Annotated in this window: 16 protein-coding genes; 7 read left to right on the top strand and 9 right to left on the bottom strand. The window is 71.2% G+C overall.

Annotated elements, in window-relative coordinates; genetic code table 11:
- Window positions 1-339: 339 nt before the first annotated feature.
- Window positions 340-1893 carry an MFS transporter gene (locus tag AC3CBB_RS02735; protein ID WP_123506035.1) on the bottom strand — a complete coding sequence of 518 codons (1554 nt, stop codon included), beginning with the start codon at window positions 1891-1893 and terminating at the stop codon, window positions 340-342.
- A 126-nt stretch (window positions 1894-2019) separates the two neighbouring features.
- On the opposite strand from AC3CBB_RS02735, the gene AC3CBB_RS02740 reads away from it, so the two are divergent.
- The 3 genes from AC3CBB_RS02740 (at window position 2020) to AC3CBB_RS02750 (ending at window position 3537) form a co-directional block, all read left to right on the top strand.
- Window positions 2020-2727: a TetR/AcrR family transcriptional regulator gene (locus AC3CBB_RS02740; protein WP_488625892.1), complete on the top strand. Its 708-nt coding sequence runs from the start codon at window positions 2020-2022 to the stop codon at window positions 2725-2727.
- A 46-nt stretch (window positions 2728-2773) separates the two neighbouring features.
- A complete protein-coding gene (locus AC3CBB_RS02745; RefSeq protein WP_488625893.1) occupies window positions 2774-3259 on the top strand; it encodes a GNAT family N-acetyltransferase in 486 nt (161 codons plus the stop codon).
- A gap of 140 nt (window positions 3260-3399) precedes the next feature.
- Window positions 3400-3537: a hypothetical protein gene (locus AC3CBB_RS02750; RefSeq protein ID WP_158614195.1), complete on the top strand. Its 138-nt coding sequence runs from the start codon at window positions 3400-3402 to the stop codon at window positions 3535-3537.
- Between the two features lie 174 nt (window positions 3538-3711).
- Here the strand turns inward: AC3CBB_RS02750 and AC3CBB_RS02755 are convergent, their stop codons facing one another.
- From AC3CBB_RS02755 to AC3CBB_RS02765, 3 genes are read right to left on the bottom strand one after another with little or no spacing between them, the layout of a single operon-like run.
- Complete coding sequence (locus AC3CBB_RS02755; protein WP_488625894.1) at window positions 3712-5139, bottom strand: MFS transporter; 1428 nt, start codon at window positions 5137-5139, stop codon at window positions 3712-3714.
- 9 nt (window positions 5140-5148) lie between these two features.
- Window positions 5149-7599: an ATP-dependent DNA ligase gene (locus AC3CBB_RS02760; RefSeq protein WP_488625895.1), complete on the bottom strand. Its 2451-nt coding sequence runs from the start codon at window positions 7597-7599 to the stop codon at window positions 5149-5151.
- 2 nt (window positions 7600-7601) lie between these two features.
- Complete coding sequence (locus tag AC3CBB_RS02765; RefSeq protein ID WP_488625896.1) at window positions 7602-8489, bottom strand: SDR family oxidoreductase; 888 nt, start codon at window positions 8487-8489, stop codon at window positions 7602-7604.
- A 66-nt stretch (window positions 8490-8555) separates the two neighbouring features.
- On the opposite strand from AC3CBB_RS02765, the gene ku reads away from it, so the two are divergent.
- The gene (ku, locus tag AC3CBB_RS02770) at window positions 8556-9506 is read left to right on the top strand and encodes a non-homologous end joining protein Ku (protein ID WP_488625897.1); all 951 of its coding nucleotides are present in this window, start codon (window positions 8556-8558) and stop codon (window positions 9504-9506) included.
- On the opposite strand, the gene AC3CBB_RS02775 is transcribed toward ku, so the two are convergent.
- Both AC3CBB_RS02775 and AC3CBB_RS02780 read right to left on the bottom strand, forming a co-directional pair.
- Window positions 9503-10231 (bottom strand): VOC family protein, encoded by a 729-nt coding sequence (locus AC3CBB_RS02775; RefSeq protein WP_488625898.1) that lies wholly within the window; start codon window positions 10229-10231, stop codon window positions 9503-9505. The genes ku and AC3CBB_RS02775 overlap by 4 nt on opposite strands.
- 24 nt (window positions 10232-10255) lie before the next feature.
- Window positions 10256-12142 carry a glycoside hydrolase family 15 protein gene (locus tag AC3CBB_RS02780; protein ID WP_488625899.1) on the bottom strand — a complete coding sequence of 629 codons (1887 nt, stop codon included), beginning with the start codon at window positions 12140-12142 and terminating at the stop codon, window positions 10256-10258.
- Window positions 12143-12210: 68 nt separating this feature from the next.
- Between AC3CBB_RS02780 and AC3CBB_RS02785 the strand changes: the two genes are divergently transcribed.
- Window positions 12211-13068, top strand: a complete 858-nt coding sequence (locus tag AC3CBB_RS02785; protein ID WP_488625900.1) for an SMP-30/gluconolactonase/LRE family protein — start codon at window positions 12211-12213, stop codon at window positions 13066-13068.
- Window positions 13069-13084: 16 nt separating this feature from the next.
- Here the strand turns inward: AC3CBB_RS02785 and AC3CBB_RS02790 are convergent, their stop codons facing one another.
- The gene (locus AC3CBB_RS02790) at window positions 13085-14308 is read right to left on the bottom strand and encodes an NAD(P)/FAD-dependent oxidoreductase (protein ID WP_488625901.1); all 1224 of its coding nucleotides are present in this window, start codon (window positions 14306-14308) and stop codon (window positions 13085-13087) included.
- Window positions 14309-14342: 34 nt separating this feature from the next.
- Window positions 14343-14882 carry a Dps family protein gene (locus AC3CBB_RS02795; protein ID WP_123506026.1) on the bottom strand — a complete coding sequence of 180 codons (540 nt, stop codon included), beginning with the start codon at window positions 14880-14882 and terminating at the stop codon, window positions 14343-14345.
- A gap of 191 nt (window positions 14883-15073) precedes the next feature.
- On the opposite strand from AC3CBB_RS02795, the gene AC3CBB_RS02800 reads away from it, so the two are divergent.
- Together AC3CBB_RS02800 and AC3CBB_RS02805 are read left to right on the top strand one after the other, a co-directional pair.
- Window positions 15074-15433: a hypothetical protein gene (locus tag AC3CBB_RS02800; RefSeq protein ID WP_148061182.1), complete on the top strand. Its 360-nt coding sequence runs from the start codon at window positions 15074-15076 to the stop codon at window positions 15431-15433.
- 9 nt (window positions 15434-15442) lie between these two features.
- Complete coding sequence (locus AC3CBB_RS02805) at window positions 15443-16162, top strand: esterase/lipase family protein (protein WP_488625902.1); 720 nt, start codon at window positions 15443-15445, stop codon at window positions 16160-16162.
- A gap of 29 nt (window positions 16163-16191) precedes the next feature.
- On the opposite strand, the gene AC3CBB_RS02810 is transcribed toward AC3CBB_RS02805, so the two are convergent.
- Window positions 16192-17256 carry an FUSC family protein gene (locus AC3CBB_RS02810; RefSeq protein WP_488625903.1) on the bottom strand — a complete coding sequence of 355 codons (1065 nt, stop codon included), beginning with the start codon at window positions 17254-17256 and terminating at the stop codon, window positions 16192-16194.
- Window positions 17257-17323: the final 67 nt, after the last annotated feature.

The following is a 17323-nucleotide window of genomic DNA, read 5'->3' on the forward strand; positions in this document are numbered from 1 at the left end:
CGGCGGCGGGTGCGGGCGCGGGGCGGCGGCGGGTGGCGCGCCGGCGTGGGCGGGCGTGGCCTGCGCGAGGTGGCCGTGCTTGTCGCCGCGGCGGGGGCGCCCCGACGGGAAGGGCCATCTCGCGGGTGGGGTGGGGGTGGCTGGTCGGCGGGGCGGCCGACGGGAAGGGCCATGTCGCGAAAGGGAGCGGCGGCGTGAGGGGGCGGCGCGGACGCGCACGGGGCCGCACGCGGCGAGGACCCCGCGCTCGGCCGAGCCCGCACGCGGCGAGGCCCCGCACGCGTCGCACGCCGCGAGGCCCCCGCACGCGACGCGCGCGGGGGCCTCGCGGCGGCGCGGCTAGTGCGCGACGACCGGCTCGGCCGGCGACGAGTCGACGGTCGTGCCCTCGGCGGCGGCCTCCGCGTCGGCACGAGCGGTAGCGGCCTCGGCCCGGGCCCGGGTGTCGGACCGGGTGCGGAAGAGCAGCACGGCCATCACGGCACCGAAGGCGAAGAAGCCGGCGCCCCAGGCGTACGCGGTCGCGTAGCTGTGCACGGCGGCCTCGGCCGCGACCCGCGCGGTGGCGGGGGTGTGTGACGCGACGTAGTTCACTGCGGCGGTGGCGGCGAGCGTGTTGAGCAGCGCCGTGCCGATCGATCCGCCGACCTGCTGGCTGGTGTTGACCATCGCCGAGGCCACGCCGGCGTGGCCGCGGTCGACGCCGAGGGTCGCGGTCTGGATCGACGCGGGCATGATGGAGCCCATGCCGAAGCCGAGCACCATCAGCGCGGGGAGCACGTCGCGGGCGTAGGTGCTGTCCAGGCCCAGGCGGGTGAGGTAGAGCATTCCCGCTGCGCCGAGCACCATGCCGAACGGCACCATGATCTTGGGGCCGAAACGCGGAACGAAGATGTTCGTCGACAGCTGGGCGGCGAGCACGAGCATGCCGATCATCGGCAGGAACGAGACGCCCGTCTGGATCGGCGTGTACGCCAGCGACGTCTGCAGGTAGTACGTCACGAACAGGAAGATGCCGAACATGCCCGCACCCGCGATCGTGACCGACGCGTAGGCGGCGCCGCGGTTGCGGTCGAGGATGATGTGCAGCGGCAGGAGCGGGTGCGCCGCGCGACGCTGCCAGAGCACGAAGGCGATGAGCAGGATCCCGGCGGCCGACAGGAAGCCCCACGTGAGCGGCGACGACCACTTCTCGGTCTCGGCGTTCGAGAACCCGTAGACGAGCGAGAACAGCGCAGCCGAGACCAGGACGGTGCCGGGCACGTCGAGCTTCGGACGCGGCCCTTGGCGCTTGGGGCTGGTGACGAAGATCACGGCGCCGATGACGGCGATGACGGCGATGAAGACGTTGATGTAGAGGTTCCAGCGCCAGTTGAAGTTCTCGGTCAGCACGCCGCCGAGCAGGAGGCCGATGGCCCCGCCCGCACCGGCGATGGCGCCGAACACGCCGAACGCGCGGGCGCGCTCCTTCGGGATGGTGAAGGTCGTCGTGAGCACGGCGAGCGCGGTCGGGGCGAGGAGCGCTCCGAAGGCGCCCTGCAGGGCCCGGGCGAACACGAGCATGCCGAAGCTGCCGGCCGCGCCGCCGAGGGCCGAGGCGAGGGCGAAGCCGATGAGGCCGATGATGAAGGTGCGCTTGCGGCCGATGAGGTCGGAGAGGCGCCCGCCCAGCAGCAGGAGGCTGCCGAAGGCGAGGGAGTAGGCGGTGACGATCCACTGGCGTTCGCCGTTCGTGAATCCGAGGTCGTGCTGGGCGCTGGGGAGCGCGATGTTGACGACGGTCGAGTCGAGCACGACCATGAGCTGCGCCAGGGCGACAGTGGTGAGGGTGAGCCACCGGCGAGGCGCCACCACGGCGCTCGGGGCGCCGGTAACGGGGGAGGTTTGCGTCATGCGGGGAACTCTATCCGGTTCTGGCGAGTTTCGGAACTATGGAGTTTCACAATGTGCAGACGTACAATCGGCACAACGAGAAAAGGGGCGACGGCGATGACGCGAGTCGATCCCGACGAGAGAACCATGCCAGCGACCACCGACATGCCAGCGACCAGCGACAGCCCCGAGCGTGAAAGCACCGAGCCCGGCAGCACCGAGCCCGGCAGCACCGAGCCCGGCAGCCCCGAGCCCGCCAAGCTGGGCCGCAAGCGCGATCACACCCGCGACCCCGAGATCCTCAGCGCGGCCATCGACGTCCTCGCCGAGGAGGGCTACGACGGCATGACCATGGAGATGGTGGCGGCCCGCGCCAAGGCCGGCAAGGCGACGGTCTACCGCCGCTGGGGCTCCAAGAGCGAGCTCGTCATCGAGGCCATCGCCTGCATGAAGCGCGGCGTCGCTCCAGAGACCCTGCCCGACACGGGAACGCTGCGCGGCGACCTCCTCGCCCTCATCCGCCCGCACTCGATCGACGACGCCGACAAGAAGCTCAAGGTCATGGCGGGCATCGTGTCGCTCATCGCGCGGAGCCCCGAGATGTCCGACGCCGTCAACGCCGCGATGGTCGAGCCCCGAGCGAAGATCAACCGCGTGCTCTTCCAGCGCGCGATCGATCGCGGCGAGATCTCGGCCGACTGCGACGTCGAGGCGCTCTCGCTGATCTCGCCGTCGATGGCCGCCTACCGCACGCTCGTGCAGCGGAAGCCCGTCGACCGCGAGTTCCTCGTCTCGCTCGTCGACAGCGTCATCCTGCCGGCGGTGGGGCTCCGCGCCGGCGCACCGGCCTCCTGAGGCCGAGCTCGGCGGGGCGGGGCAGTTCCTGCGCCATGATGGACGGGTGAGCATCGTGACAGCCGAGGCCTCGGACGACGATCTCGAGGCCTGCGTCGCGCTGTGGCTGCACGCCCTCGAGGTGCGCGACGGCCATCCGCCCGTCGAGGGCACGGCCGAGCGCTGCCGCGGCAAGTTCGCCCTCGCGCGCGTCGCCTGGGTGGTTCTGCGCGACGAGCTCGCCGAGATCGCGGCCTTCAGCCTGGTCACGGGCGCAGGAACCGGCCGCCCCGCCGACCCGCCCGCCGCCGCCTACCTCTCGCTCTTCGCGGTCGCCCCCGGTCGCCAGGGGGCCGGCCTGGGCGGGCGCCTGCTCCGCGCCGTGCACGAGCGCATCGCGTCCGCCGGGTACGACGAGGCGGTGCTGCACGTGCTCGTCGAGAACGCCGTGGCGGTCGGGCTGTACCGCTCGCAGGGCTGGGTCGAGGTGGGGGAGCGATTCCCGCACCCGCTGAACGGCTCGGCGACGGGCACGTTCGTCTCCACGCCCTGACTCCCGGGCGGGCGGTGGCGCGTCTCGGAACGACCCGAACGAGGGGGCGACGACCCGTCTGCCCCCGAACGAGCGCGCCCCGAAGGTGGACTCGTGGCCTCCTGCCGACCTCAATTACCGTCAGACCAGGAGGTCGACCAATGGACAACGAACAGCTTCACGACGAAGGGCTCTCAGCGCTCTCGCTGGGCCAGCAGCATGACTTCGGAGACTACGGACGCGTCTCGGTCAGCGACGACTGGCTCGAGGAGCGAGTGCGCCAGTTCGGAGCGGACTGACCTCCCCCCCCAGACCGGTCCTGCGAGCCGCTGTGCGGCGACCATCCCCTACAGGTCGTCGCGCAGTGCGAAGCATCCCTCGTCAGGACCCGCCGAAGCCGCCCCCTCCGCCCTACCGGAGCATGGGGCGGCTTTTGGCGTTTGGGCGACGGTCGCGAGCGCCTAGCCCTTGGTTCAAGACGAAGACGAAGACGAAGACGACGACGAAGGCGCGGGCGGCTTCGGCGGCGTCGTCCGCTCGGCCATCAGCCCGCGCGGCAGCCCGAAGAACGACACCGCCGCCGAGATGACGAGCAGCACGGCGACCACGATGACGACGCGGTGGAAGCCGGGGACGTCGAGCACGCCTCCCGTGATGACGCCGACGAACGCGATCGCGACCAGGCCGGCGACCCGCGAGATCGCGTTGTTGACGGCTGAGGCGATGCCGGCCTCCGACGGATCGATCTGGCCGAGCACCGTGGAGGTCAGCGGCGTCACCGTGATGGTCATGCCGAGGCCGAACAGGGTGACGCCGGGCAGGATCTGCAGCCAGGGGTCGAAGTCGGTCGAGACGGTCAGCATCCAGAGGAAGCCGGCTGCTGTGATCAGCGGCCCGACCGCCATGAAGCGGCGGGGCCCGAAGCGGCCGGCCAGGGCGCCCACGCGCGATGACAGCAGCAGCGACACGACCGTCGTCGGCAGGGTGATGAGCCCGGAGACCGTCGCGGGCAGGTGGCCGATCTCCTGCACAGCGAGCGGGATCACGAGCGTGCCGAGGCTCACCGAGGCATAGATGCCGACGGTCGCGAGGTTGCTCACGCTGAACGCGCGCACCGAGAACAGGCGGAGCGGCAGCATCGGCTGGGTCGCTCGCCGCTCCCACCAGACGAAGGCGACGAGGCAGGCGACGCCGGCCACCAGCGCCGTCAGCACGAACGGGTCGTCGAAGCCGATCCGCTGGCCCTCGATCAGCGCGAAGACGGGGCCCGCGAGCCCGAGGGCCGCCAGCACGGCGCCGGGCACATCGACGTGGGCGCCCGTTCCGGCGCCTCCTCGATGGGCATCGCCCGGCAGTCGACCCATGACGACGAGCGTGACGACGACGGGGACCACGACGATGCCGAACACCCACCGCCAGCCGACCGTGTCGACCAGGCCGCCGCCGGCCAGCGGGCCGATCAGGAAGGCGACGCCGGTCCAGGCGGTCCAGGTGCCGATGGCACGGGCGAGGGCAGCACCGGAGAAGGTCGCCGTGATGACCGCGAGGCTCGACGGCACGAGGAGGGCCCCCGAGACGCCCTGCAGTGCGCGCGCGGCGATCAGGAGGCCGGCGCTGGGCGCCACGGCGGCCAGGATCGACGTCGCCGCGAATCCGGCCAGGCCGATGCGGAGGATGCGCACCCGGCCGAAGGTGTCCGAGAGCGAGCCTGCTGCGAGCATGAGCGAGCCGAGAGTCAGCAGGTAGCCGTCGACGACCCAGGCCTGCAGAGTCACGCCGCCGCCGAGGTCCCGGGCGATCGCCGGGAGCGCCACCGTGACGATCGAGCCGTCGAGGAAGGCCACGAACGACGCGAGGATCGCGACGACCAGAACTACGCGTTCGCCGGAGCGATTGGCCATGGGGTCAGGCTAGCCCTCGTGGAGGCCCGAGGGCGGGCGTTCCGGCCTCTCCAGGACGACGTCGACCGGGTCTTTGTCGGGCCGGAACCCCCTCCACGACGGCTGTCGGAGGCGGCCCGTCGACGTCCATTCCGCGAACTCGACCTCGCCGACGAGCGACGGGGTCACCCAGTGCGCGTCGCGGGAGTCGGCGGCGGGGACGTCGACGAGCGGCGAGGTCTTCCGGGCGAGACGCCCCAGGCGCTCCTGCAGGTCGTCGAGGTCGGAGTCGCGGAATCCGGTTCCGACTCGGCCCGCGTACCGGAGGCCGTCCGGACCGGGGATGCCGACCAGCAGAGATCCCACGCCGCCGGATCGACGGCCCGCTCCCGGGCGCCAGCCGGCGATCACGACCTCCTGGGTGGCGTGGTGCTTGATCTTGATCCAGGCGCGGCTGCGGCGTCCGGCCGTGTAGGTGCTGTCGCGGCGCTTGGCCACGACGCCCTCGAGGCGCAGCGACTTCGAGAAGGCGACGGCGCCGTCGAGATCGCCCTCGAACGCCGGCGGCACGTCGATGGTGCGGTCGGTGTCGACGAGGCTCTCGAGGGTCGCTCGGCGTTCGTCGTACTGCTCCTTCACGAGCGAGCGACCGTCGACCGCCGTGACGTCGAACAGCAGCAGTCGCACGGGCGCCGACTTCGAGACGCGCTCCACGTCGCGCGGCCGGGTCCGCTTCATGCGCGTCTGCAGGAGCCCGAAGTCGGGCCGCCCCGACGGGTCGACGGCGACGATCTCGCCGTCGAGCACGGCGTCGTCGGCTCCGGTCAGCCGCTCGGCCAGCGCGGCGAACTCCGGGTACGACGGCGTGAGGTCGTGGCCGTTGCGGCTGGCGATGGTGACAGAGCCGTCCTGCACGACGACCGTGGCGCGGAGGCCGTCCCACTTCAGCTCGTAGGCCCACTCGTCGGGCCCGCCGATGTCGGCGGCCGTGCCGGCGGTGGCGAGCATCGGGGCGGCGGGCGGCCCGGCGGCACGGTGCGACGGGGCGGGCTTCGACGACGGCTTCGGGCGCGCCCGCGGGTGGTCGGGTTCCTGCGCCCCGTGGTCGTCGACCGCCGTGTCGTTCATGCGGTGGATCAGCCAGTTCTGCTCGCCCGTGTGGATCAGCGCGACGCGCCTCGTGCCCCGCTGCTCGCCGTGGAGCACCGCGATGACCTCCTTGCCGTCGCGCCACTTCTCGAGCTCGTACTCGCCGGAGTCCCAGATCGACACCGTGCCGGCCCCGTACTCGCCCTTCGCGATAGTGCCCTCGAAGGTGCCGTACTCGAGCGGGTGGTCTTCGGTCTGCACGGCGAGGCGGTTGTGCTTCACGTCGGCGGGCTCGCCCTTGGGCAGCGCCCAGCTCACCAGCACGCCGTCGTGCTCGAGCCGGAAGTCCCAGTGCAGGCGCCGCGCGTGGTGCTCCTGGATCACGAAGCTGCGGCCGTCGGTCGAGACGGGAGCGGTCGCAGGAACGGGCTCCCGCGTCTTCGAGGCATCCCGCTTCGAGCGGTACGCCGTCAGGCGGTCCTCGGCCGCATCGCCGTCCTCCTCGTCCGCGGGCACGGGAGCGCCCGCCGACATGCCCGCCAGCGGGTCGCCGCGCCGCTTCACGGCCGTCAGCACGTCGCCGATCTCGAGCTGGCGCAGCGACTTCGACGCCAGCTCGCGCCAGGTGCGGGGTACCGCGACCGTCGGCCGCTCGCGTCCGCGCAGCGAGTACGGGGCGACCGTCGTCTTGCTGCCGTTGTTCTGCGACCAGTCGAGAAACACCTTGCCGCGCCGGTCGGCCTTGCCCATCGAGCTGAGCACCAGGTCGGGGTGATCGGCCTCGAGGGCGCGGGCCAGCTCGTGTGCCACCTCGCTGACGACGTCGGGCGGCTGCGACCCGTCGAGCGCCGCGTAGAGGTGGATTCCCTTGCTGCCGCTCGTCACGGGCATCGGGTCGAGGCCCATGCCGCGCAGGATGGGCCGGAGTTCCTGCGCCACGAACACGCACTCGGGCAGGCCGACGCCGTCGCCCGGGTCGAGGTCGAGCACGAGCCGGTCGGGGTTGCGCTGGGCACCGCGCGGGCCGAAGCGCCACTGCGGCACGTGAATCTCGAGGGCTGCCTGCTGGCCGAGCCAGGTGAGCGTCGCCAGGTCGTTCACCATCGGGTAGACGTTGTCGTGGCCCTTGTGCTCGATGGTGTGGCGGGGGATCCACCCGGGGGCCGACTCGGGGAGGTTCTTCTCGAAGAAGGGCTCCTCGCCGGTGCCGTTCACCCAGCGCTTGCGGGTGGCCGGCCGACCCTCGGCGTGCGCGATCAGGTGCTCGGCGATCGCCGCGTAGTAGGCGAGCACGTCGCCCTTGGTGGTGCCCGTCGAGGGATACAGCACCTTGTCGAGGTGCGTGAGGCGCAGCACGTGCCCCTCGACGGTGACGCGGTCGCCGGCAGCCACGATCAGAAGGCCGCGGTGCCGCCGGCGATCGTGATCGTCGCGCCCGAGGTGTAGCTCGACTCGGGGCTGACGAGGTGCACGTACGCGGCGCCCAGCTCGGCCGGCTGCCCGGGGCGGCCGTAGGGGGAGTCGGAGCCGAACTCGGAGACGCGCTCCGGGTCTTGAGACGCGGGCTGCAGCGGCGTCCACACCGGACCGGGGGCGACCGAGTTGACCCGGATCCCCTTCGGCGCGAGCTGCTGGGCGAGGGCCGCGGTGAAGACGCCGATCGCGCCCTTCGACATGGCGTAGTCGAGCTTGTCGGGGGAGGGCTGGCTGCCCTGGATCGACCCGGTCGTCACGATCGACGATCCCGGCTCGAGGTGGGGGATCGCCGCCTGGGTCAGCCAGAACAGCGAGTAGAGGTTGGTCTTGAACGTCGCGTCGATGCCGTCAGTCGACATCTCGAGGATGTCGGGGTGGCTCTCCTGGTGGCCGGCCACCATGACGAGGGTGTCGAGGCCTCCGAGCTCCTTGACGGCCGTGTCGACGAGAGCGCCGCAGAACCACTCGTCGCTGATGTCGCCCGGAACGAGAACGGCCTTGCGGCCCTCGGCCTCGAGCAGGTCGCGCACCTCCTCGGCGTCCTCCTGCTCGTCGGGCAGGTAGGTGAGCACGAGGTCGGCGCCTTCGCGCGACAGCGCGATCGCGGCGGCACGGCCGATGCCGGAGTCGGCGCCGGTGACGATTCCGCGGAACCCCTTCAGGCGCTCGAGGCCGACGTAGCTCTCCTCGCCGTGGTCGGGCTTCGGGCGCATCTTCGAGGCGCGGCCCGGCAGCGACTGATCCTGCTCCGGGAACGGCGGGGCGGGGTAGAGGCTGATCGGATCCTTCTTCTCGTACTGGCTCATCCGTCGAGTCAACTCCGCATCGGGAATCGTGTACCCCTCACCCCGCGGCGGGAGCACACTGGCCGCATGCGATCGATCTGGAAGGGCGCCATCACCTTCGGCCTCGTCAACGTGCCGGTGAAGGTCTACAGCGCCACCCAAGACCACGACATCTCGCTGCACCAGGTGCACGACGAAGACGGCGGGCGCATCCGCTACCAGCGCCGGTGCGAGGTGTGCGGCAAGGTGGTCGACTACGAGCACATCGACAAGGCGTTCGACGACGGCGACCAGACGGTCGTGCTCACCGACGACGACCTCTCGTCGCTGCCCGAGGAGCGCAGCCGTGAGATCGACGTGCTCGAGTTCGTGCCGAGCGACCAGCTCGATCCGATCATGTTCGACCGCTCGTACTTCCTGGAGCCCGACGGCTCGTCGGCGAAAGCGTACGTTCTGCTGCGGCGCACCCTCGAAGAGACGGACCGCACCGCGATCGTGCACTTCTCGCTGCGGCAGAAGACCCGGCTCGGCGCCCTCCGCGTGCGCGGCACGGTGCTCATGCTGCAGTCGCTCCTCTGGGACGACGAGGTGCGCGACGCCGACTTCCCGGCGCTGTCGAAGGGCATCCGCATCACCGACAAGGAGCTTGACATGTCGGCCAGCCTCGTCGACAGCCTCTCGGACGACTTCGAGCCCGCCGACTTCAGCGACGACTACCAGAAGGAGCTTCAGCAGCTCATCGACGCCAAGCTCGAGGAGGGCGAGACGCTCGACACCGACGCCACCTTCGGCGAGACGTCGGACGACGACGAGTCGGGTTCGTCGGCGGGGGGCGGCGAGGTCATCGACCTGATGGACGCCCTGCGCGCGAGCGTCGAGAAGAACCGGGCCGCCAAGGGTGCGAAGAAGCCCGCCCCCGCCGCGAAGAAGGCGACGGCGAAGAAGGCCGCGGCGAAGAAGCCGGCGGTCGCCAAGAAGAGCGGCACGGCGAAGAAGAGCGGCACAGCCACGAAGGACGGCACAGCGAAGGCCGGCTAGCCCGCCGCCAGCACGCAGAAGTCGTTGCCCTCGGGGTCGGCGAGGCACTTCCACGCCGAGTCGCCCTGCCCGAGGTCGATGTCGACGGCCCCGAGCGAGTGCAGCCGTGAGACCTCGGCCGCCTGGTCGTCGGCGGCGTACGGCTTCAGGTCGATGTGAAACCGGCTGGGCGCAGGAACTCCGGGCGCCTCGACGAACTCCACGAACGGCCCGACCCCGGCCGCCGACCGCAACCGCGCCGGGCCGTCGTGCTGGTCTCGCTGCTCGGGCCGCTCGACGGCGACCCAGTCGGTCGCCGCCGCCCAGAACGCCGCCTGGCTGCGCGGGTGGTCGCACTCGAGCACAATCGCCCCGATCGGCCCGGTCGCGCTCTCGGCGGGGCGGGGATCCTGCACCCGGAAGACATTGCCCTCGGGGTCGGCGAACCCCGCGTCGAGGCGGGTCGCCCCGAGCCCGAGCAGGCGCTCGATCAGGGCTGCGCGGTGCTCGAGCGATTCGGTGGCCAGCTCGATGCGCACCCGGTAGTGCACGGTCTCGGGGTCGGGCACGCTGACCGCGTCGATGCACACCGCCGACGCGTCGGGCCACTCGAGGCCGTCGGGGTAGGCGCTCGTGACGCCCGGGCCCTCGCTGTCGGTGCTCCAGCCGAGCGCGTCGGCCCAGAAGCGGCCGAGTGCCTGGTCGTCACGGGCCTTGACGTTCACGTTCACGATGCGGAGCGGCATGCCCCGAAACTACGCGATCAGCTGTCACGCTCCGACTTCGTCGCCCTCGTCCTCGCCCTTCTCTTTCGTCAGCTGGTCGATCGTGATGACCGCGTTGACCAGCGCGAGGTGGCTGAGGCCCTGGGGCAGATTGCCCAGGAACTCGCCGTTCTCCGAGATCATCTCGGAGAGCATCCCGACGTCGTTGACCTGCTCCACCAGCTCGTCCATCAGGGCCACGGCCTCGTCGAGCCGGCCCACGCAGGCCAGCGCGGCCGCGCACCAGAACGCGCACGCCGTGAAGGTGCCCTCCTCGGCGTCCATGCCCGAGTAGCGGTACAGGAGCGGGCCCCGGCCGAGCTCGTCGCGGAGCGCGTCGATCGTGCGCGACATGCGCTCGCCGCGGTCGAAGCCCGTGGGGGCGTGCAGGAGGACGGAGGCGTCGAGTTCCTGCGACCCGGGGTACATCAGGTACGCACCACGCGACTCCGACCAGCACTTCTCGTCGACGTACTCGCGGATCAGCCGCGCGTTCTTCTTCCAGTGCGCGAGATCGTCGTCGGAGGGGTGCAGCTGGCCGATGTCGGCGAGGTGGCAGGCGGCGTCGATGGCCTGCCAGCAGCCCATCTTGCTCGACGTGTAGTGCTGGAGGTCGCCGAGCTCCCACATGCCCGAGTCCTCCTCCTGCCACCGGCGGCAGGCCTCGTCGGCGAACGAGCACAGGAGTTCGTCGGTGGAGGCGTCGATGATGTTGCCGCCCGAGGCGTACTGGCTCAGGATCGCCAGGATGTCGGCGAACACGCCGAGCTGCAGCTGCCCCGACGCCGGGTTGCCGTCGTAGACCGGGCCTATGCCGCGCCAGCCCTCGGCCTCGGTCAGCGTCGTTCCGTCGGGCAGCCCGCCGTCGAGGGTGAAGAAGATGTGCATCTCGCGGCCGTGCTCCTTGAGGCAGCTCAGGATCCACGAGACGGCGGCGTGGGGCTCCTCGCGGAGGCCGAAGTTGAGGAGCGCCTGCACCGTGTAGGCGAGGTCGCGCACCCAGGCGAAGCGGTAGTCCCAGTTCTTGCGGCCGGTGAAGTTCTCGGGCACGGCGGCGGTGGCCGCGGCGGCGATCGCGCCGGTGGGGCTGTAGATCAGGAGCTTGAGCGCGAGGGTGGAGCGGGTGACGGCCTCCGACCACGGGCCGACCCAGGAGAAGTTCTTCGACCACAGCGCCCAGTTGTCGACGGTGCGGTCGACGCCCTGGTCGACGACCTCGGCGTTCGGGATGTGGACGGGCTCGTCGTCGGTGCCGCAGAGGCAGAGGATCGTGCGCGAGCCGGGCGTCGTCGTGAAGGCTCCGCGGAACTCCGCCGCCTCGTCGGAGACGCCGTCGCCGGGACCCGTCGGATCGGTGCGGCCGTGGTCGGAGCCGATGAGCACGAGGTTGACGTCGCCGGCCCGAAGGACGGGGCCGTGGACCGTGTCGACGCGCTCGACGTCGTGGGTGTCGAAGACGTTGCCCGGCACGACCGCCCAGGTCATCTCCACGCTGCCCTCGACGCCCTCGATGCGGCGCACCAGCTCCGACCAGGGCAGGCGGCCCGCGACGCCCGTCACGAGGGCGTCCGTGATCTCGACCTCGCCGGTCGCGGTGCGGAAGCGCGTGGTCAGGACGTTGGTGCCCTCGAGGTACGACCGGTCTACCTCGAAGTCGGCCGTGGGTCGCAGCTCGAAGAAGCCGCCGCGCCCGGCGTCGAGCAGCCCGGCGATCACCGGCGCCGTGTTCATCTCGGGCAGAGGCAGCCAGTCGATCTGACCGTCGTCGGCGATGAGGGCGACCGTGCGGCCGTCTCCGATCGCGGCGTACGAGCGGAGGGGCTGGTAGCCGTCGGTGCGCTGCGAGGGCGAGCGCCAGTCGCGGACGGTGGGCTGGTCGATCGTATCGGTCACGCACCCACGATGCTCCGGTGCCCCTGAGTGCGCACCGGCGGCGTCCCCCGCCTGATAGACCTGACCGGGTGACCTCCGAACCGCGCCTCATCGTCGACGCCCGCGCCATCCTCATCGAGAGCCCCGTGTGGGACGCCGACGCCCAGCAGATTCTCTGGTGCGACATCACCGCCGGCACGCTGCACCGGGCGAGCCCGGACGGGGCGCAGGAACTCGAGGCGGTGCTGCCGCCTCCACTGGCCTCGTTCCAGAGGCGCTCCGGTGGCGGCCTCGTCGTGGCCCTCCAGGATCGCGTCGTGCTCACCGACGACGCCGGCGTCTACGAGCGCGACCTCGTGCGCGTCGACCACTCGCACGCCGGCATCCGCTTCAACGAGGGCAAGTGCGACCCGTTCGGCAACTTCGTCGTCGGCGGCATGGATGCGACCCGTGACGACCCGGACGCGGGCCTCTACCGGATCACTCCGTCTGGCGAGGTCACGGTGCTCACCGGCGGCTTCGGCACGACCAACGGAATCGAGTTCTCCGACGACGGCAGCGTGATGTGGGTGACCGACACCGCCGTGCAGACGATCTACCAGGCCTCGTACGACGCCGACGGCACTCTCGGCGAGCTGGTGCCGTTCGCGACCGGGCGCACGCACGACGGGCTCGTCCGCGACTCGCTGGGGGAGTTCTGGAGCGCGATCTACGGCGACGGCGAGGTGGTGCACCTGTCGGCCACAGGCGAGCTGCTCGAGACGATCGCCCTGCCCGCGCCGAACGTGACCGGCATCACGATCGGCGGCGCTGATCTGACGACGCTCTACGTGGGGTCGGCGCGGGAGAACGCGACGGAGCAGCAGCTCCAGGAGTCTCCGCTCTCCGGCGGTCTGTTCGCCGTCGAGCTCGACCGACCGGGCGTGCTGCCCCGCCTCTTCGGCTGACGGGCTGGATGAGCTGCTAGATCAGGCCGACGAGGTTGTCGGGCGTGAGCGCCCGCGCCTCGGCGAGGATCTGACGCGCCTTGTCGGTGGAGTCCCACACGTTCCAGAGCAGCACGCCCACGGGCACGCCGCCTTCGAGGTAGTAGACGACGACGCTGTCGTCGTCCTTCCAGTCCTCCACCGTCTCGAGCGAGGCGTCGAGCCTGCCGACGGCCTCGTAGCCCAGGTCGAACACGTCGGAGTAGTACATCGGCGTATGCGTGTACTTCTCATCCGAGCCGGCCATGATCCGGCCGACCGCGGCTCCCTGCTCCTTCGCGTTGTCGACGTGCTCGACACGACGTCGACCCAGGATCGGGTCCGGGTACGACGCGACGTCGCCGGCGGAGTAGACGAACGGGTCGTCGGTCGCAAGACGCGCATCGACCAGGATGCCGTCGTCGACGGCGAGCCCGGCCTTCTCGGCGAGCTCGGTGTTCGGCTCGATGCCCAGCCCGACCGCGACGCCGTCGGCCCGGAGCGTCGAGCCGTCGTCGAGCACCAGCTCGAAGCTGTCGCCCTTGGCCGTGCCGCTGCGGAGACGGCTGTTCGCGCGGAGCGTGACGCCGTGCTCGACGAACCGCGACTCGAACTTCGCGTCGACCCGCTCGGGGAACAGCGAGGCACCGAGGTCGGGGTCGGGGAAGACGATCGTGACGGCCGTGTCGTTCTGCACGAGTGCCGCGGCCAGCTCCGACCCGATGTAGCCGCCGCCGATGACGGCGACGTGCTTGCCGGAGCCCGACAGCTCACGCAGATTCCGGTAGTCGGCCGCCGTGCGGAAGTAGATCACGCGGTCGTCGTCCGGCAGATCGAGCGTCTTCGGCCGTCCGCCTGTGGCAAGCAGGAGCCGGCCGTAGCCGATGGTCTCGCCGTCGGTCGTGGTGACGGTCCGGCCGGTGCGGTCGATCCTGTCGACCGAGGTGCGCAGGCGAATCTCGGCGCCCGTCTCGGCGGCCGTGCCCAGGTCGTTGTCGCTGGCGGTGAAGCTGTCATCGGTCCACAGCTTCTTCGACAGCGCCGGCCGGGTGTACGGCTGGTCGACGTCGTCGCTCAGGATGAGGATCGACCCGGTCGCGTCGCGCTCGCGGATGCCGCGGGCGGCCGCATCGGCGACCATCCCGCCTCCGACGATGACGTATTCGGCAGCCGCCGTCTCTGCAACGGCGGTGTCAGCGGGCGCAGTGTCGGCGTCGGCCATGGAAGCTCCAATCAGGGGTGAGCGGGCGGGTCGATCAGTTGGCGATGGCGCCGACGCGGTCGAGTCCGGCCTCTTCCGCCTTCTCGTCGCGCTCGCGCGTCGCCTTGCTCTTGGCGTCGGCGGCGGGGTGGCGGTTCTCCGCACCGGTCATCCAGGCGAGCTGCTCGAGCCGCTCGAGGATCGAGTGCAGCACGTCGGCGGTGGTGGGGTCTTCGTCATCGATGTCATCGTGGACCGTGCGCATGGTCTCGGTGGCCGCGTACATCCGCTCGACGATCAGATCGACGACGGCGGTCGTCTCGACCGGGCCCTCGGGGAACTCCGGCAGGGCGGTCGTCTTCGTGACGGTGCTCGTTCGGCCGTCCGGCACCAGGTAGACGGCGCGCATGCGCTCGGCCACCTCGTCCGAGAACCCGCGGGCGGCGTCGACGATCTCGTCGAGCTGCAGGTGCAGGTCGCGGAAGTTCGAGCCGAGCAGGTTCCAGTGGGCCTGCTTGCCCTGGACGTGGAGCTCGATGAGGTCGACGAGCACTTTCTGCATGCTGTCGCGCAGTTTCTCGGATCCTTGGAACATGGTTCCTCCTTGTGGTCGTCGTGGGGGCGCCGTGAATCGGCGTCAGAGTGGACGGTAGGCCCGTGACGCTCCGCGCTCCCGGTTTGTACCCCGCAGTTGTCCCTCAAATTGGGCGCAGAGAATGTACCCCTTTCGTGTAGTCTGCAGACACCCGCGGTTCCCGAAAAGCTGCGGGGCCTGAGGGGGCAGTCATGAGTGACGTGACGGCAGTTCGAAGCGCTGTGCGGGGGGCCAGGGTCCCGCGTGAGATCACCGACCTGGAGAACGCTCTGACCAGCGCCTTCCATGCGTTCGACGCGATCGAGGAGATGGACTTCGCGCACCGCGTGCGCGTCGTCGACGAGATCAGCGGGATCGTGCCGGAGGCCGCCGCGGCCGCCGCGCGGGCCGGGTACGGCGACTCGGCCGAGCGAGTGCTGCTCGCTGCCGCCGGATGCCCGCCGGCGTGGGCGTCGATCTGCCAGCGCTGGGACGACATGCTCGCCGAGAGCGCCGACATCGTCCTGACGACACCGTCGCCACTCGACCTCGGCGAGCTGCTCCGCGCCTAGGCTGGCGGCGTGACCCTGCCTGATCTGCGCAAGATCGTGCGGGCGCGAACCCCTCGGGGGAGCGTCCTGCACTACCTCGAGTTCCTGCCCGCCGACTACGCCTACGCGGTGCGAACGCACTCGCGGAGCCTGTTCGGCAACGCGTCGGTGCCTGCCCGGTACCGCGAGGGCGGCCTCGCGCCCGTGCTGCTGCTGCCCGGCGTCTACGAGTCGTGGCGCACGCTGCGCTGGTTCGCCGACCGCCTCAACGAGCAGGGCCACCCGGTCGTGATCGTGCCCGGGATGGCGCACAACGTACGGCCGATCGCCGAGACCGCCGAGCTCGCGCAGCGCGTGCTCGACGCCAACGACCTCCGCGGCGTCGTCGTCCTGGCCCACAGCAAGGGCGGCCTCGTCGGAAAGTCGATGATGCTCGACACCGACGCCAGCGCTCGCATCGACCGCATGGTCGCCGTCAACAGCCCGTTCTCAGGGTCGCGCATGGCACGGTTCGCTCCCGGCAAGACGCTCCGCGCGTTCCGCACCGACGATGCCGGTCTGGTGCGCCTCAGCGGCCTCGTCGACGTCAACGCCCGCATCACGTCGGTGTTCGCGCGATTCGACGGCCACGTGCCCGACGGCAGCCGCCTCGAGGGGGCGCGCAACGTCAGCGTGCCGATCGACGGCCACTTCCGCATCCTCGGCCACCCGGCCGGCCGGGCGGCGATCCTGGCGGCGCTCCAGGGCTGAACCCCGGAGGCGGGCGCAGGAACTCGCCGCTACTGTCGCAGCTCCTCGCGCACGCGGCGGAGGTCCTCCAGAAGCGACCCCACCAGGATCCAGTGGTCGGGGTCGGGGCGGATGACCTGCAGGGGCGCGGTCAGGGCGGGGAGGTCGTCGGGGGAGCCCGTTCCTGCGCCCTCGCCCCGCGCAGCGGTCTCCTCGCGGTCGTGCACGAGCAGGCGCACGTCGTGGGCGGCGCGACGGAGCTCCTCGGCGATTCCGGCGACCACCGAGTCGTCGACGAGCGCCGGGTCGTAGTTGTCGCGGAGGGTGCGGGTCATCGCGACGACGCGGTGCACCAGATTCGAGAGCGGGGCGAGCAGGGCTCGGTCGGCCTCGAGCACCCGGCGCTGCCGGCTGGCGCGCGGGTTGAGGGTGAGCGACTCCTCGCCCGTCTTGACGGCCGACGCGGCCTGGTCGCGGAGCACGCGGAGCTCGCGCGCCCGCAGGAGCATCGCGTCGAGGTCGGCCGTCGGCGTCGCCTGCTCGAGGGAGCCCGCCAGGTCGTCGAGGGCCGTGCCGAGGTCGCGAGCCAGCCGGCCGACGGAGAGGTGCGCCGGCCCGAGGAGCACCGGCGGGACGATCAGGGCGTTGACCAGCAGCGCCACCACCGCCCCGATCACCGTCTCGATGATGCGGTCGACAGCATAGCCGGGCGTGACGACCCCCACCGACAGCACGAGCATCGCCGAGATCGGCACCTGAGTGCTCGACGTCGGCGTCAGCTTCACGAGCCAGGCCAGCAGCAGCGCCAGCACGACGGCGACCAGCACCACCCAGGTGTGCTCGTGGCCGAGGACGGCCCCGACGACGTAGGCGAGGCCCACACCCATCACGACACCCGCGCTGCGCTCGAGGCCGCGGGCGAACGACTGGTTGACGCTCGGCTGCACCACCAGGAGGGCGGCGATCGCGCCGAAGATCGGCAGCGGCTGGCCGAGCGCCAGGAAGCTCACGACCCAGGCGACGACGACCGCGATCGACGTCTTGACCACCTGGAGCAGCGGCAGGCGCGAGGGCTGCCGAAGGCGGGAGATCAGCGGGACCCGGGGCACGTGCACGGTCTCCAGGGTACGGGCCGCGCTTTCGGCGCACCGGCCCGACGCCTGAGTAAATCTCGCCGTTCCT

It is taken from the genome of Frondihabitans sp. OV104 (assembly GCF_057787745.1).

What these genes read in the sequence shown, in the direction of transcription:
- AC3CBB_RS02735 (WP_123506035.1), bottom strand. Translation starts at nt 1,893, where the DNA reads ATGACGCAAACCTCCCCCGTTACCGGCGCCCCGAGCGCCGTGGTGGCG.
- AC3CBB_RS02740 (WP_488625892.1), top strand. Translation starts at nt 2,020, where the DNA reads ATGCCAGCGACCACCGACATGCCAGCGACCAGCGACAGCCCCGAGCGT.
- AC3CBB_RS02750 (WP_158614195.1), top strand. Translation starts at nt 3,400, where the DNA reads ATGGACAACGAACAGCTTCACGACGAAGGGCTCTCAGCGCTCTCGCTG.
- AC3CBB_RS02755 (WP_488625894.1), bottom strand. Translation starts at nt 5,139, where the DNA reads ATGGCCAATCGCTCCGGCGAACGCGTAGTTCTGGTCGTCGCGATCCTC.
- AC3CBB_RS02765 (WP_488625896.1), bottom strand. Translation starts at nt 8,489, where the DNA reads ATGAGCCAGTACGAGAAGAAGGATCCGATCAGCCTCTACCCCGCCCCG.
- ku (WP_488625897.1), top strand. Translation starts at nt 8,556, where the DNA reads ATGCGATCGATCTGGAAGGGCGCCATCACCTTCGGCCTCGTCAACGTG.
- AC3CBB_RS02775 (WP_488625898.1), bottom strand. Translation starts at nt 10,231, where the DNA reads ATGCCGCTCCGCATCGTGAACGTGAACGTCAAGGCCCGTGACGACCAG.
- AC3CBB_RS02790 (WP_488625901.1), bottom strand. Translation starts at nt 14,308, where the DNA reads ATGGCCGACGCCGACACTGCGCCCGCTGACACCGCCGTTGCAGAGACG.
- AC3CBB_RS02795 (WP_123506026.1), bottom strand. Translation starts at nt 14,882, where the DNA reads ATGTTCCAAGGATCCGAGAAACTGCGCGACAGCATGCAGAAAGTGCTC.
- AC3CBB_RS02800 (WP_148061182.1), top strand. Translation starts at nt 15,074, where the DNA reads ATGAGTGACGTGACGGCAGTTCGAAGCGCTGTGCGGGGGGCCAGGGTC.